The 13,243-nt window shown below is 68.9% G+C and carries 18 protein-coding genes; 12 read left to right on the top strand and 6 right to left on the bottom strand.

Annotated elements, in window-relative coordinates; all coding sequences use genetic code 11:
• Positions 1 to 12 precede the first annotated feature (12 nt).
• From ACEVFP_RS07195 to ACEVFP_RS07165, 7 genes are all read left to right on the top strand, one after another.
• Positions 13 to 423, top strand: a complete 411-nt coding sequence (locus ACEVFP_RS07195; protein ID WP_375002965.1) for a DUF6157 family protein — start codon at positions 13 to 15, stop codon at positions 421 to 423.
• 12 nt (positions 424 to 435) lie between these two features.
• Positions 436 to 855, top strand: a complete 420-nt coding sequence (locus ACEVFP_RS07190; RefSeq protein ID WP_375002963.1) for a DUF1761 domain-containing protein — start codon at positions 436 to 438, stop codon at positions 853 to 855.
• A gap of 171 nt (positions 856 to 1,026) precedes the next feature.
• The gene (locus ACEVFP_RS07185; RefSeq protein ID WP_375002962.1) at positions 1,027 to 2,109 is read left to right on the top strand and encodes a FecCD family ABC transporter permease; all 1,083 of its coding nucleotides are present in this window, start codon (positions 1,027 to 1,029) and stop codon (positions 2,107 to 2,109) included.
• Positions 2,106 to 2,903, top strand: coding sequence for an ABC transporter ATP-binding protein (locus ACEVFP_RS07180; protein WP_375002960.1), 798 nt, complete (start codon positions 2,106 to 2,108; stop codon positions 2,901 to 2,903). Before ACEVFP_RS07185 ends, ACEVFP_RS07180 begins: the two co-directional genes overlap by 4 nt.
• Positions 2,900 to 3,892, top strand: a complete 993-nt coding sequence (locus ACEVFP_RS07175) for an ABC transporter substrate-binding protein (protein ID WP_375002959.1) — start codon at positions 2,900 to 2,902, stop codon at positions 3,890 to 3,892. Before ACEVFP_RS07180 ends, ACEVFP_RS07175 begins: the two co-directional genes overlap by 4 nt.
• Positions 3,889 to 5,526: an ABC transporter ATP-binding protein/permease gene (locus tag ACEVFP_RS07170; RefSeq protein ID WP_375002957.1), complete on the top strand. Its 1,638-nt coding sequence runs from the start codon at positions 3,889 to 3,891 to the stop codon at positions 5,524 to 5,526. The genes ACEVFP_RS07175 and ACEVFP_RS07170 overlap by 4 nt, the downstream gene beginning before the upstream one ends.
• Positions 5,523 to 7,202 (top strand): ABC transporter ATP-binding protein, encoded by a 1,680-nt coding sequence (locus tag ACEVFP_RS07165; protein ID WP_375002956.1) that lies wholly within the window; start codon positions 5,523 to 5,525, stop codon positions 7,200 to 7,202. The genes ACEVFP_RS07170 and ACEVFP_RS07165 overlap by 4 nt, the downstream gene beginning before the upstream one ends.
• Before the next feature lie 52 nt (positions 7,203 to 7,254).
• On the opposite strand, the gene ACEVFP_RS07160 is transcribed toward ACEVFP_RS07165, so the two are convergent.
• The 5 genes from ACEVFP_RS07160 to rpmB all read right to left on the bottom strand — a co-directional run bounded on the left by ACEVFP_RS07160 (position 7,255) and on the right by rpmB (position 10,030).
• Positions 7,255 to 8,166, bottom strand: a complete 912-nt coding sequence (locus ACEVFP_RS07160) for a hypothetical protein (protein WP_375002955.1) — start codon at positions 8,164 to 8,166, stop codon at positions 7,255 to 7,257.
• A 498-nt stretch (positions 8,167 to 8,664) separates the two neighbouring features.
• Positions 8,665 to 9,087, bottom strand: a complete 423-nt coding sequence (locus ACEVFP_RS07155; protein ID WP_375002954.1) for a Fur family transcriptional regulator — start codon at positions 9,085 to 9,087, stop codon at positions 8,665 to 8,667.
• A gap of 229 nt (positions 9,088 to 9,316) precedes the next feature.
• Positions 9,317 to 9,622, bottom strand: a complete 306-nt coding sequence (gene rpsN, locus ACEVFP_RS07150) for a 30S ribosomal protein S14 (RefSeq protein ID WP_375002953.1) — start codon at positions 9,620 to 9,622, stop codon at positions 9,317 to 9,319.
• Between the two features lies 1 nt (position 9,623).
• Positions 9,624 to 9,794, bottom strand: coding sequence for a 50S ribosomal protein L33 (rpmG, locus tag ACEVFP_RS07145; protein WP_375002952.1), 171 nt, complete (start codon positions 9,792 to 9,794; stop codon positions 9,624 to 9,626).
• Positions 9,794 to 10,030, bottom strand: a complete 237-nt coding sequence (rpmB, locus tag ACEVFP_RS07140) for a 50S ribosomal protein L28 (RefSeq protein ID WP_375002951.1) — start codon at positions 10,028 to 10,030, stop codon at positions 9,794 to 9,796. Before rpmB ends, rpmG begins: the two co-directional genes overlap by 1 nt.
• 61 nt (positions 10,031 to 10,091) lie before the next feature.
• Between rpmB and ACEVFP_RS07135 the strand changes: the two genes are divergently transcribed.
• The 5 genes from ACEVFP_RS07135 to ACEVFP_RS07115 are packed head-to-tail and all read left to right on the top strand — an operon-like array spanning position 10,092 to position 12,548.
• On the top strand, positions 10,092 to 10,337 hold the full coding sequence (locus ACEVFP_RS07135) for a type B 50S ribosomal protein L31 (RefSeq protein ID WP_375002950.1): 246 nt from the start codon (positions 10,092 to 10,094) through the stop codon (positions 10,335 to 10,337).
• Positions 10,334 to 11,413, top strand: coding sequence for a CobW family GTP-binding protein (locus ACEVFP_RS07130; protein ID WP_375002949.1), 1,080 nt, complete (start codon positions 10,334 to 10,336; stop codon positions 11,411 to 11,413). The genes ACEVFP_RS07135 and ACEVFP_RS07130 overlap by 4 nt, the downstream gene beginning before the upstream one ends.
• A 20-nt stretch (positions 11,414 to 11,433) precedes the next feature.
• Positions 11,434 to 11,607, top strand: a complete 174-nt coding sequence (rpmF, locus tag ACEVFP_RS07125) for a 50S ribosomal protein L32 (RefSeq protein ID WP_375002948.1) — start codon at positions 11,434 to 11,436, stop codon at positions 11,605 to 11,607.
• A gap of 17 nt (positions 11,608 to 11,624) precedes the next feature.
• Complete coding sequence (gene ykgO, locus ACEVFP_RS07120; RefSeq protein ID WP_375002947.1) at positions 11,625 to 11,747, top strand: type B 50S ribosomal protein L36; 123 nt, start codon at positions 11,625 to 11,627, stop codon at positions 11,745 to 11,747.
• A gap of 9 nt (positions 11,748 to 11,756) precedes the next feature.
• Positions 11,757 to 12,548, top strand: a complete 792-nt coding sequence (locus ACEVFP_RS07115) for a class I SAM-dependent methyltransferase (protein WP_375002946.1) — start codon at positions 11,757 to 11,759, stop codon at positions 12,546 to 12,548.
• Positions 12,549 to 12,906: 358 nt separating this feature from the next.
• On the opposite strand, the gene ACEVFP_RS07110 is transcribed toward ACEVFP_RS07115, so the two are convergent.
• Entirely contained in the window at positions 12,907 to 13,221 is a 315-nt protein-coding gene (locus ACEVFP_RS07110) for an ArsR/SmtB family transcription factor (RefSeq protein WP_375002945.1), read from the bottom strand.
• Positions 13,222 to 13,243 lie beyond the last annotated feature (22 nt).

Below are 13,243 nucleotides of genomic sequence, written 5' to 3'. Positions count from 1 at the left end.
CAGGCTGGGGGTGTGGGAAGCACGAACTACACCGACACCTTCATCCAGGTGGCAGACGACTGCCCAGCTGAGCTGGCCGACCCGCCGCCCGTGGGCGGCAAGGCACCGACGGTGGCAGCGTTGCAGTACGCGCTCATCTCGGAGCATCCATACGACTTCACCAGCGACGATGTGCTGTTCGAGGTGTACGCGACCCGACACTCCATTCCTGCCGAGGCTCGGGCTCAGGCGCGCGAGGAGTTCTTCACCCAGGACCAGGCCTGCCTGCGATCCTCTCCTCTGGGAAAGCGGTACGGCTGGGGCATCCACCACGACGCCGACAGTCGTATCGCTCTCGTGCCGTTCGGCTCCGATGAGTACCAGTCCCTTGCCGCCGACTCGTCGGTGAAGCAGCTCAAGGCGATGCGTTCGAAGCGAGCCTGACCGGGAGATCCCATGCTCGCTGCGTTTGCTCATCTGAACTGGCTGGCCGTCGCCTTGGCCGCTCTCGCCTACTTCTCACTGGGCGCAGCCTGGTTCACCCCACTCTTCGGCAAGGCGTGGGATCACTCCATCGGCCACGATCGCTCCGCGGCACCGACGTTCGGCCCCGACTACTACCTCGTACCGCTGGTCAGCGCCATCTTCGTCTCCCTCGCGCTGGGCCTGACTCTGGCCGCCCTCGCGCCGCCCAGCTTCGGGGAGTCGCTGATCGTCGGCGGGGTCATCGGCCTCGGTGTCGCCGCAGCAGTCTCGATCAACAACGCGCTGACCCCGCACACCCCTCACCCGTACCTGTTTGGGGCTGTGACTGGCGGCTACCACGTCATCGGAATCGTCGTGGTGTCCGCGATCATCGGAGCCTTCCCGAGCTAGTCCGAGCTGGCCCGCCAGGCGACGATGCAGCGCAACTCGCAGGACGACGGTCTCTACGCCCTGCTCGACGGCCCGCCGCTCGAGATGCGGTGAGTGGCAGAACGTTGCACCCCACCCGCACCAACGATGATGGTTGCCATTATCGTTAAGGTTGTGCCCTCGAGACCTCCCATGTTCCGGTCACGTCTGTTCTCAGGGACGCAGGGGCAGCACGGTTCGGCCCTGGCCTGGTCCGTGGTGATGGCGACCTGCATCCTCGGCCTGCTGCTCGTCTCCGCATCAGTCGGCGCAGTGGAGGTGCGGGGCTCGCAGGCCGCCCGGATCATGGTCGGGCACCTGCTCCCAGGAATGCCGTGGATGAGTGACGGCAGCCTCACACCCCTGCAAGACCAAGCGGTATGGCAGTTTCGACTGCCCCGCGCCCTGCTCGCCGGGGTTGCCGGGGCGTCCCTCTCACTGGCGGGGATGCTGATGCAGGCCATCGTGCGGAACCCGCTGGCCGAGCCGTACATCCTGGGGGTGTCCTCGGGCGCCAGTGTGGGTGCCGTCCTGGTGATCATCTCGGGTGCCGCAACGTTCTACGGCCTGACCCTGAGCGCAGCGGCCTTCGTCGGCGCCGTGTCCACCTGCGTCGCGGTCGCGCTCCTCGCTCAACGCCACGGTGTCCTCTCCCCCACTCGTCTGGTGCTGTCCGGCGTCGCCCTCGGCACCTTCCTGAGCGCAGTCACCAGCTACCTCACCATCACGACCGATGCCCAGAACGTCGTCGGGGTCCTCTTCTTCATCCTGGGCAGCGTCTCCGGCGCCGACATGGCCGGGCTCATCCTGCCCGCGCTGGCCCTGGCCCTCGCTCTCCTCATCGTCCTGCCCTCCCTCGACGCGCTCAACGCGATGCTGACGGGCGATGAGTCCGCGGCCGCCCTGGGCATCAATGCCTCGGCGGTTCGAACCCGCATGATGGTGGTGGCCGCCTTGTTGACCGCCGCCGTCGTCTCCGTCGCCGGAGGGATCGCCTTCGTCGGTCTCGTCGCTCCGCACGTGGCACGCATCCTGGTCGGGGTCGACCACCGTCGTGTCCTACCCGTCGCGACCCTCACCGGAGCAGCCTTCCTCATGGGGGCAGACCTGCTCGCCAGGACGGTCGCCCCTCCCACCGAGGTTCCCCTCGGCGTCCTGACCGCTTTCGTCGGAGCGCCCCTGTTCCTGTGGCTCATGCGACGCGACGCGGCCGCCTCCGCGGGATTCGACCGATGACCGTCGATGTGCAGGGAGTCAGCGTCGACCTCGGCGGACGCACCGTGGTCGACGACGTCTCGCTCGCCACCCGTCCCGGCCAGGTGCTGGGACTGCTGGGGCCGAACGGCAGCGGAAAGTCCACACTGCTGCGCACGCTCTTTCGCGCCCTCAGGCCTCGGTCCGGTCACGTGCGAGTGGACGGGGACGACGTCGCCGACCTCGGTTCTCGCGAGCTCGCGCGGCGCGTCGCGGTCATGCTCCAGGACGCGCCCACCGAGTTCGACATGACCGTCACCGAGACAGTCGCCCTCGGGCGTGTTCCGCACCACCACCGCTACACCGGACCTCGCGACGTGGACCGCCGCGCGGTGGAGGACGCGCTCGCCGAGTCCGACCTGCTGGACCTGCGGCACCGTATGGTCCGAACGCTCTCCGGCGGCCAGCGGCAACGCACCATGCTCGCTCGTGCCCTGGCCCAGGACGGCGACGTCCTGGTGCTCGACGAGCCCACCAACCATCTCGACGTCGCTCACCAGCTCGACCTGATGCACCGGGTCCGGCGCACCGGCAGGACGACCGTCGCGGCCCTGCACGACATGAACCTCGCCGCACGATTCTGCGACAGCATCGCCGTCCTCGACCGTGGCCGACTGGTCGCCCACGGGCCGGCCACCGACGTCCTCACGCCGCGGCTGGTCCGCGACGTCTTCGGCGTCGAAGCCCGCGTGCTGCCCGATCCGTTGTCCGACCTCCCGGTGATCGTCGCCGACCGCGTCAGCTCACCATCCACCACCGCAGAAAGGCCGTCATGAGACTGCACCAGACCATCACCACCGCCGCCGCGGGCCTGCTGGCCCTGTCCGCCTGTGGGTCCGGGGTGAGCGCCGACGACACCGCCGACACCGCGAGCCGGACCGTCGAGAGCTGCGGTGAGTCCGTCAACATCGACGGCGTGCCCGAGGCCGTCGTCGGCCTCTACCCCTCCCAGACCGAGATGCTGCTACGCCTCGGGCTCGGCGACCGCTTGGTGGGGCAGGCACAAGTAGGTGCGGCGCGCCTGCCCGAGGACATCGCGGACGAGGCTACGGACGTCCCAACACTGAGCGAGGACACTCCCCCGAGCAGGGAGGACCTGCTCGCCGCCGAGCCCGACTTCGTCTTCTCCCCCACCACGTACGAGTTCTCCGAGGACCAGGGCTTCGCCAGCACCGACCAGCTGGCCGACGCGGGAGCAGCCGCCTACGTCGCCACGGGCGGCTGCTTCGACCGAAGGATGACCGGCACCGTCGACGACCTGTTCACCGACCTGGAGACTCTCGGGACCGTGTTCGCGGTCGAGGACGAGGCCGCAGAGCTGATCGATCAGTCCCAGACCGAGCTCGACCGCGTGGAGTCCGCCATCGACGGTGTGGACCGTCTGACCGTCGCGCAGGTCTTCGTCGAGGGATCGACACTCAGCGCCATCGGCGGCGGGGTCGAGTTCGACATGCTGCAACGCGCTGGCGCCGAGCCGGTCTTCAGCCCCGACGACGACGCGTTCGCCGAGTTCTTCGCCGCCCAGATCACCCCCGAGGAACTCGCCAACCGCGAGCCGGAGGCCCTCGTGTTCGCCGTCGACAGCGACGAGGCCGAACAGTCCACACGTGAGTATCTCCGGACGACGTTCCCCGACCTTCCCGCCGTCCGGGAGGACCGCCTGATCGCGATCGAGACCGCTGACACGATGCCCGGGACCCTGGGGAACGTCGAGGTCGTCACCCAGGTGGCAGAGGCGCTGTACCCAGAAGCCTTCGAGGAGTGATCCACGGCCGGCTGCTGAGGCTCGCCGGTCCAGCCCTCGGATGGGTCGTCCCCGTGGCCGGGATGAGTGTGGCGCTCGGGGCTGTCCGGATCGTCTTCGGGCTCGGAATCGCCGACCTCATCGCGCGACTGCTGACCGGACGTCCTGTCGACATGGGCGTCGTCGTTCTCGTCATGGCCTCGGTGGTCGGGCGTGCGGTGCTCCTTGGTCTGCGGGAGCAGGTCACCGAGCGCGCTGCCGAGGGCGTGCGGCGGACCCTGCGTCGACGTCTGCTCCGTCAGCTCGCCGACCTCGGTCCGGCCCACCGGATGAACAGTGGGGTGACCGGCGCTGCCGTGGTCGACGGTGTCGACGGCCTCGAGGCCTACCTCAGCCGCTACCTGCCGCAGCTGCTCGTGGTGCTCGTCCTCCCGCCCACCACCACCGCGCTGGTGGCCACCCAGGCCCCTGGCTCTGCCGCCGTCCTCGCGTTCTTCGTCGCGGTCGCCGTCCTGGCACCGCGCTGGTGGGACCGTCGCCTGGTGCGTGACGGCGTCCACCGGTGGCAGGCACAGGAGCAGCTGACCGCGGACTACACCGAGGCCGCGGCCTCGATCCCTGTGCTCAGGGCGTTCGGCGCGGCTCGGCGGCGAGGTGAGCAGATCCATGGGGCCTCGGAAAGGCTACGAGTCACGACGATGCGCCAGCTGAAGGTCTCCTTGGTCGACAGCGTCGTCGGCGCACTCTCCGCCCACGTCGGCACCGCCGCCGCTCTCGTGGTGGCCGCGGGTGCCCTGGCCGACGGTGAGGCCACTGTCGCCAGCGTGGCCATCGTGCTGCTGCTGGCCCGCGAGGCGTTCTGGCCTGTCTCGGAGCTCTCGACGCACTGGCACGCCGGATACCTGGGACTGACCGCGACCCACGGGCTCCTCCCACTTCTGGACGCAGTGCCCGCGGTCGTGCACGACGGCCGTCACGACGCGGCGGCCCGCAGCGGCCACCTGGAGGTCCGTGCCGTGTCCTTCACCTACCCGGGCACGAGTGCCGGGGTCCGGGACGTCTCGTTCGTGGTCCCTTCCGGGTGCACCACCGTGGTCGTCGGCCCGAGCGGGAGCGGCAAGTCGACCATCGTCCGCCTGGTCGAACGCTCCTGGGACCCCGACGCCGGGGAGATCCGGCTCGACAGTGTCGATCTGCGCCACCACACCGCCGCGGCCTTGCGTCGCAGCATCTCCGTCGTTCCTCAACGGCCGTTCGTCGTCACCGGGACGGTGCGCGACAATCTCCTGCTCCAGGCACCGGGGGCCGACGACGAGGCGTTGGAGGCCGTCCTCGATGCCGCCGCGCTCAGAACCGTTGTCGACGGTCTCGAACGAGGGCTCGACACCCCCGTCGGGGAGCTCGGTGGTCGGCTCTCCGGGGGTGAGCGCCAGCGTCTCGTGATCGCCCGGAGCCTCCTGGCCCGCCCTGCACTGCTCGTCCTCGACGAAGCAACCTCAGCGCTCGACGAGGCGACCGAACGTCATGTCCTGCGATCGGTGGCCGCCACCGGCACCACCTGCTTGGCGATCGCCCATCGACCGACCGTCATCGGGGCCGCCGACCACGTCGTGCGGCTCGACTCCGGTCGCCTCGCGAAGGGTCCGGCCTCATGAGGGACATGATCCGGCTGCTCGCCGTCATGGCCGACGACCGCGGCCGTCTGGCCAGGAGCGTGCTGTGGCAGCTCGCCGTCCAGGTCGGCACCGCAGCGCTGCTGGTGGCTCCGGCCGCCGTGGTCGCGCAAGTGGCGCAGGAGCGGACACTGCCAACCTGGCAGGCGGCCGGGCTCCTGGCGCTCGCCGTCACCGTCTCGCTCGCCACCTGGCGTGAGTCCTGGGTCTCCCACGACCTGGCCTACCGGGTACTCGGCCGGCTGCGGGACACGGTGTTCTCCCGGCTGAGGCTCGCCCTCCCCTCTCGCGAGCAGCCACGACACTCCGCCGAGGCCGCCGGGGTGGCGATGCGTGACGTGGACGAAGTGGAGTGGTTGTTCGCGCACACGGTCGCGCAGGGTGCGTGCAGTCTGGTCCTGGTGGCCTCATGCACCGCGTTGTCGTGGCTGGTCGAGCCGCGACTCGTCCTCGTCTGGGGTCCGATGCTGCTCGTGACGAGCGCGATCCCCACGGTGCTGTGGCGCCGCGCCGACCGGGACGCCCGGCGCATCAGCGTCCGCCGCGACGAGCTCGCGTCCGCCGTGGTCGACACGGTGCGGGGTATGCGCGACTTCACCGTCAGCGGGTCGCTCGAGCGACGCCTGGAGCTGCTGGACCGGATCGACGACGACATTGCACGCACCAGACGAGCCGATGCCCGGCGAGTGGGACTGGAGCGGGCACTGGCCGACGCTTTGCTCGCGGTCAGCGGACTCGGCGCGGTACTGCTCGTGGCGGCCACGGCCGACAGTGTGAGCGCGCCACTCTCCTACGCGGTCGCCACCGCGGCGATCGGACCCGCGGCACAGCTCAGCGACCTGCTGCGCAACGCCGGACGCCTGCGGGTCGCCGCTCACCGGATCGTGCGCTCGGTGGACCAGGTACCCACCGTCGTCGAGCCGGACCACGGCAGACAGGTGGGGTACGCCGACGGCTCCCTGGTCTTCGAGGACGTCACGTTCGGGTACCGGACGGACCGGCCGGTGTTGCGAGGAGTCAGTCTCAGGGTCGGTCCCGGCGAGATCGTTGCGCTGACCGGTCCCTCCGGCTCGGGCAAGTCCACGTGCGTGGGCCTGGCCTTGCGATGGTGGGACCCCGACCACGGCCGCATCACTCTCGGCGGCACCGACCTGCGCACCATCGCCGACACCGACCTGCGACGGCTGGTCCACGTTGTGCCGCAAGGCTCGGCGCTGCTCCGCGGCACCGTGGAGAGCAACATCCGTCTCGGCCACCCGGACGCTGACTCAACCGACGTCCACCGGGTGGCGCGCGAGGCCGGGATCACCGATCCGGCGGCAGGCTTCGTCGATGGTCTGGCCACGGCGGTTGGCGAGCGGGGCGACGGTCTCTCGGGCGGCCAGCAGGCGAGGGTCGCACTGGCGCGAGCCTTCCTCGGCAACCCGGCGGTTCTCGTGCTCGACGAGGCGACCGCGTCCCTCGACGTGGATGCGGCGCAGGCCATCTCGGAGGTACTCAGGCATCATCCCCGCCGAGCCACGCTCGTCGTCACCCATCGGCGCGAGGTCGTGGCGAGCGCTGACCGGGTCGTCCGACTCCCCGGCACGGCGTCCGGCGACCAACCGGCGCGCAGCGCCCCGGACACGCCAGTCGGCCACCAGGGCCAGGGCTCATGAGGTCAGAGGGCGGGCAAGCCCACCCGTGGGCCCGTCTCGACGTCCAGCTCGGTCAGGCCGTGCCCCGCCGACCGGTCCACAGCATGGTCGGTTGGACGACGTAGGTGTGTGGATCGTTGCCGACCCACTCGGGCTCATCGGGGTCGAGCAGCTTCTCGACACGCGTGAGATCCGTGTCGCCCATCCCGGCACGGCGTCCGCTGACCTGGACCGCGTGACGCATCTCGGGCCACACGATCCGTTGCAGGTAGGCCAGAGCGGCCGGGTCGGTCGCCACGGATGCCGTCGAAACGGGGAGGACGCGCAGCTCGACGTGCTCCAGGCCGGCTTCTCCCAGCCAGGCACCCAAGCGCTCATGGTGGGTCTTCCCGTCCATCGGGAGCCCCCAGGTGCGTTCGGAGGCGGTGCGAATCAAGCGCTCGAGCCTGCCGTGCCCCGGTAGGAACATCGACTGGTAGTAGTTCGTGGTGAACAACGCCAGGATCCCGCCGGGCACCAGCGCCTCACTGAGAGCGGAGACCACCCCCGCGGGGTCCTCGAAGGTGGCCGGCCAGACGACGTCGGATGCCCAGATCAGGCCGAACGGTCCCCCATGACCGTAGGGGTCCTCTGCCACCTCCACGAGGTCGGCGACGCGCAGCTCGATAAGGTCGTCGACATTGTTGTCACGGGCGTACCCACCGGCCAGGTCGAGGGCCGCTTCCTCGCGGTCAATCGCGAGGACCGGTCGGCCCGGACCCGCCCCAGTCGACGCAAGTGCCGCCAGCGCTGGCAACGCACCGCCGGCTCTGGTCCCCGCATCGAGGATTCGGTGCGCACCATCCAGGTGCGACAGATCGATGGCGGAGACCGCCGCGGCGACCGCGGGGCTCGTGAAGTCACGGTTGGTGACCAGGTACTCGGTATAGCGGCTCGTGTCCGGTCCGTGTGCATCCTGGCTCTGACCTTCCTGTTCATCGGCCATGATCTCTGGGTTCCTTTCCGTCCGACTGGTGGGTGTGGCCGCGGGACGACCCGCGCGTCCGAGTGGGCCGACGTCGGCGATGCAGGGGGCGGCCTCACGATGGGTCCCAGCGACAGCGCCAACGCCGCCGCGGTGGGCATCGCCAAGGCAAGAGCCAGACCCGTCAGGCCGGCCACGGACAGACCCGCGCCGCCCAGCGACGCGCCACCGAAGACTCCCAGACTCATGCCAGCAGCGTTGATGCTGGGCGTCGGACCGCGCAGGTCGCCAGCCGACCGCACGATCACCGTCGTGACCTGCGCCGCCACCACTGCGTGGCTGAGCCGAGCACGCGGCGGCGTGCTCAGTGCGGCCCCAGACGCACTCCTTGGATGGGTCAGCGTCATCGCGTCCGGGCCCACCAGGGCAACGGGGCCGCGACAGCACTCCTTGTTACGGGAATCATTCCCGTTAGTACATCATGACGTCCCCCGCTTCCCGGAGGGAGGGGTCACGGTCCTATGCGGCGCAGCTGGGGCAGGTGCCAAAGATCTCGATGGAGTGCGACACGTTGACGAAGCCGTTGTCCTCGGCAACACGGCTCGTCCACTTCTCGACTGCCGAAGCCGCGATCTCCACGGTGGTTCCACAGCTCTCGCACACGAGATGGTGATGATGCTGCTGGTCCCCGCACTTGCGGTACAGCACCTCGCCACTCTGGTCCCTCAAGGAATCGATCGCCCCGACGTCTGCCAGCGCCTGCAAGTTGCGGTAGACGGTCGACAGGCCGACGGGATTGCCGCGGGAGCGGAGCACCTCGTGAATGGACTGGGCACTAGCGAAGACCTCAAGGCTCTCGACGATCTCCGCGACGGCGCGCCGTTGCTTGGTGGTGCGCTGACCATCCTTCTTGAAGACGGTGGCGATTGACTCCGCGCTCATGGGGACAGTGTAGGCGCTCGGCGATGACATGGGGCAGCCTCGCACTGCCGCAGGTCCATACCCCAGCTCGTCACGGGAACGACCCCCTGGCCGATGAGCTCGGCACCGATGTCCACGTCATCGGCGCCCTCGGGCGACGGCAGTCCTGCCGCTCCGACCACGGCGACGAGAGTCCCGGCGTCAGCGACCACCAGGATTCTGCCCGCCATGGCCTACGGTCCGGTTCCGCTCACCAGCTCGACTTCGTGATCCCCGGGAGCTCGCCGGCATGTGCGGCATTGCGGAAGCGGATCCTCGACAGTCCCACCTTGCCCACGTGACCACGCGGGCGACCGTCCACCTGGTCCCGCTTGCGAACGCGCGAGGGCGAGGAGTCCCGCGGCAGCTTGGCCAGGGCCCGGGACGCGTCCATCCGCTCCTGCATCGACAACGATGTGTCCTTGGACGCTCGCCTCAGCTCGTCGCGCCGCTCGGCGTAGCGCTCGACGATCTCTTTGCGACGCTCGTTGGCGATGATCTTGCTCTTCTTGGCCATCTCAGCGCTCCTCCTTGAACTCGACGTGGCGGCGGACCACGGGGTCGTACTTGCGCAGCACCATGCGGTCCGGGTCGTTCCGACGGCTCTTGCGGGTGACGTACGTGTGCCCCGTGCCCGCTGTCGACCTCAGCTTGATGATGGGGCGCAGCTCGGTGCCTCGTTTGGCCATCAGACCTTCTCCCCGCGGGCGATGATGTCGGCGACGACGGCGTCGATGCCGCGGACGTCGATCGTCTTGATACCGCGTGCACTCACCGTCAGGGTCACGTGACGACCCAGGCTCGTCACCCAGTACTTCTTGCGCTGCACGTTGACGTCGAAGCGACGCTTGGTGCGCCGGTGCGAGTGGGAAACGTTGTGACCGAAGCCGGGAGTCGCCCCAGTGACCTGACACACACGTGACACGGTAGACCTCCTATGTAGAATGACAATCGTTCGTAATAAGACTACATGCAGGAGAGCATCGGTGAAGCCAGGCATCCATCCGGACTATCGACACGTGGTCTTCCGTGACAGGTCAGGAGATCTGACCTTCCTCACCCGATCGACCGTGACGTCGGAACAGACGATCGAGTGGGAGGGCGATACCTACCCGGTCATCGATGTCGACATCTCCAGCGCCAGTCATCCCTTCTGGACCGGACGGGGTCGCGTCGTCGACACCGAGGGACGGGTCGAGCGGTTCCGCCGACGCTACGGAGCCGAGACATGAGCCGCACCCCGGTCGTCATGATCACCGGCGTCGCCGACGAACCGATGTCGAGGACCACGATGGGGCTGCAGTGGGACCTCCCTTCGGCCGTGGTGGTCCAGCACCGCATCGACGCCGTGCAGCAGGTCCTGACGCGCACCGTCTCCGACATCAGCGGGGTCGTCGAGCGCGAGGAGATCGACCTCGAGCACGCCTGTGTCAGCTGCGCCATCCGCGAGGACATCGTCCCCAGCCTCGAACGACTCGCCGCCAGTGGCCGCTGGGGCTCGGTCATCGCCCACCTGCCCGTCACCGCCGAGGCCACCCAGGTCTGCCGCCTCATCGCATGGAACCCCGACCTCGCCCCCCATGTCACGATCGCCGGCGTGGTCACGGCCTTCGATGCCCAGAACGTGGTCGATGACCTGCTCGGTGACGACCTCGTCGCCGATCGCGGACTGAGCACGTCCGAGGACGACTCGCGCGGCGTTGCCGAGATCGCCGCGGCCATGGTCGAGTACGGCGATGTCGTCGCCCTTCTCGGCCAGCCCGACGAGCCGGCACGAGACCTGGTACGCACGATCGCCAGGCCAGGCACCGGGATCGTCGAGGACGCCTCGCTCATGGACGCCGCGCGGATCGTGGACGGCATCCATGAGCACCGGACCACCGAGCACTGGGTGGCCGAGGTGCGTCGTGGCGAGCTGCCCGTCGTCGAGTCCTCATGTGTCTGGCGGCTCGACCTCCACTCCGACCGCCCCTTCCATCCCGGGCGACTGCACGAGCACATCGAACGCATCGGCGGAGGGCCCCGGCGCTCCCGCGGCTGCTTCTGGCTACCGAGCCGGCCCGGGGACGTCTGCGTCTGGGACGGTGCGGGCGGGCAGCTCAGCATCGGCTCGGACCGCCGTTGGGAGCGCTCGCCACAGATGACCCGCATCGTCGTCGTGGGCCTCGACGACGGCGCCGAGGAGATCCGCGAGGTCTTTGACCACTGCCTGCTGAGCGAACCGGAGCTGGCCGGCCGCGGCCCGTTCTGGGAGGTCAGCCACGACGGCCTCGAACCATGGCTCGGCGACATTCGCCGCGCCGCCTGACCTGACTCAAGGAGAGCACCATGGCAGTCCCCAAACGCAAGCTGTCGCGCAGCAACACCCGTCATCGCCGATCCTCGTGGAAGGCCACCCCTACGGCACTGGTGCCGGTGACCGTCGACGGACAGACTTACCGCGTGCCGCGCCGCCTCGTACGAGCCGTCCAACGCGGACTCATCACCCCCACCACACACTGAACGCGAAAGGACATCTCATGAAGGTTCGCAACTCCCTGCGCTCCCTGAAGAACCAGCCCGGCTCACAGGTGGTGCGCCGGCGGGGCAAGACCTACGTCATCAACAAGCAGAATCCCCGACTCAAGGCACGCCAGGGCTGAGAGGTGCCCATGGACGCCGACGCCCGCCAGCGCACCGCGGCCACGTGGGACGGTGGGGACTACGCGAAGCTCGCCCGTCGTCTGGCAGATGCCGCCGAGACCGTCGCCGCCGCGGCAGGGCCCTGTGACGGCGCGGCCGCGATCGACGTCGCCGCCGGGACCGGGTCGTTGGCCATCGAGCTGGCGCGGGCCGGGTGGCGCACGAGCGCGGTCGACATCGCGCCGACGCTCGTGACGCAGGGCCGAGAACGTACCCGTGACCTCGGCCTGCAGATCGACTGGCACGAGGGCACGCTCGACGAGCTACCAGTCGCCGATGCGTCGCAGGCGCTCGTGGGTTCGTCATTCGGCCTGATTTTCGCCCCCGATCCCCAGGCGGCGCTGGCCGAGGCACGTCGTGTGCTCGCCCCCGATGGACGGATCGTGATCTCCACCTGGCCACACGACGGCTACATGGCCACGATGACCGAGACCATCGCTGCATTCTTCCCACCCGGAGCGCCGACCGACCTGCCGTTCCGCTGGGGCGACCTGTCACGCCTGCACGGCTGGCTCGCTGAGCACTTCACCGATGTGGAGACGACCACTCACCCTCTGCCGTGGCAGTTCGACAACGTCGAGGCCGCCGTGGAGTTCCTGTTCACCCACTCCCCCGGCCACGTCGCCGCCGCCAAGGCAGCATCAGAGTGGGCCCAGGAGATGAAGCAGGCCGTGGCTGATCACCTGGCCGAGCTCAACGGTGGCCACGGCGTGGTCGACATGTCAGTCGACTACCAGGTCACCATCGCCACCGCCCGATGAGCGTCAACGAGGCAGCATGGGCTGAGACCACGCCCTGAGGTGAGATCGTCAGGCAGCGTGCTTGCAGGTCTGGCACGTGCAGTCGACACACACGCAGTTCGCGCAGGTATCCCCGCCGCAGTTCTCGCATGAGCAGACATTGTGGTTGCACGTGGGGCACGAACAGTCCGAGCAGTCGCAGACCGCACAGCTGTCGGAACAGTTGACGCAGGAGCACGTGGTGCACTCGTCATAGTGTCCGTCATGCTCGTGGTGCACGTGTCCGTCGTGCAGGTAGTCCACATGGTCCTCGTGGACCACGGCGTCGTGGCCACATCCTGGACCGTGCGTGTGGGCGTGGCGCTCGGCCTCGCGGTGGTCAGTGATCGTCATGGTGGTTCTCCTTGCTGTGGTTGAAGGCATCCAGGAACACATGTGCCACGTGTTCGTCCGTCAGTGTGTAGGCGACCTCCCGGCCACGTCGCTCAGCGACGACGAGTCGGGCTCCCCGCAGGACCCGCAGGTGTTGCGACACCAGCGGTTGCGAGAGACCGAGTGCCGCCACGATGCTGCCGACGGTCTGTTCGCCCTCGGTCAGTCGGTGCACGATCGCCGCCCTCACGGGCGACGACAACGCCGCGAACAGCTCACCGACGTCCCCGTACTCGGTGAGGATGTCGAGGCGCTCATTCATGCAGACATTGTTATATGCGCAT

The sequence above is a fragment of the Aeromicrobium sp. CTD01-1L150 genome (assembly GCF_041951745.1).
Lineage (GTDB): Bacteria > Actinomycetota > Actinomycetes > Propionibacteriales > Nocardioidaceae > Aeromicrobium.
This window is presented reverse-complemented; position numbering and strand designations above follow the sequence as displayed.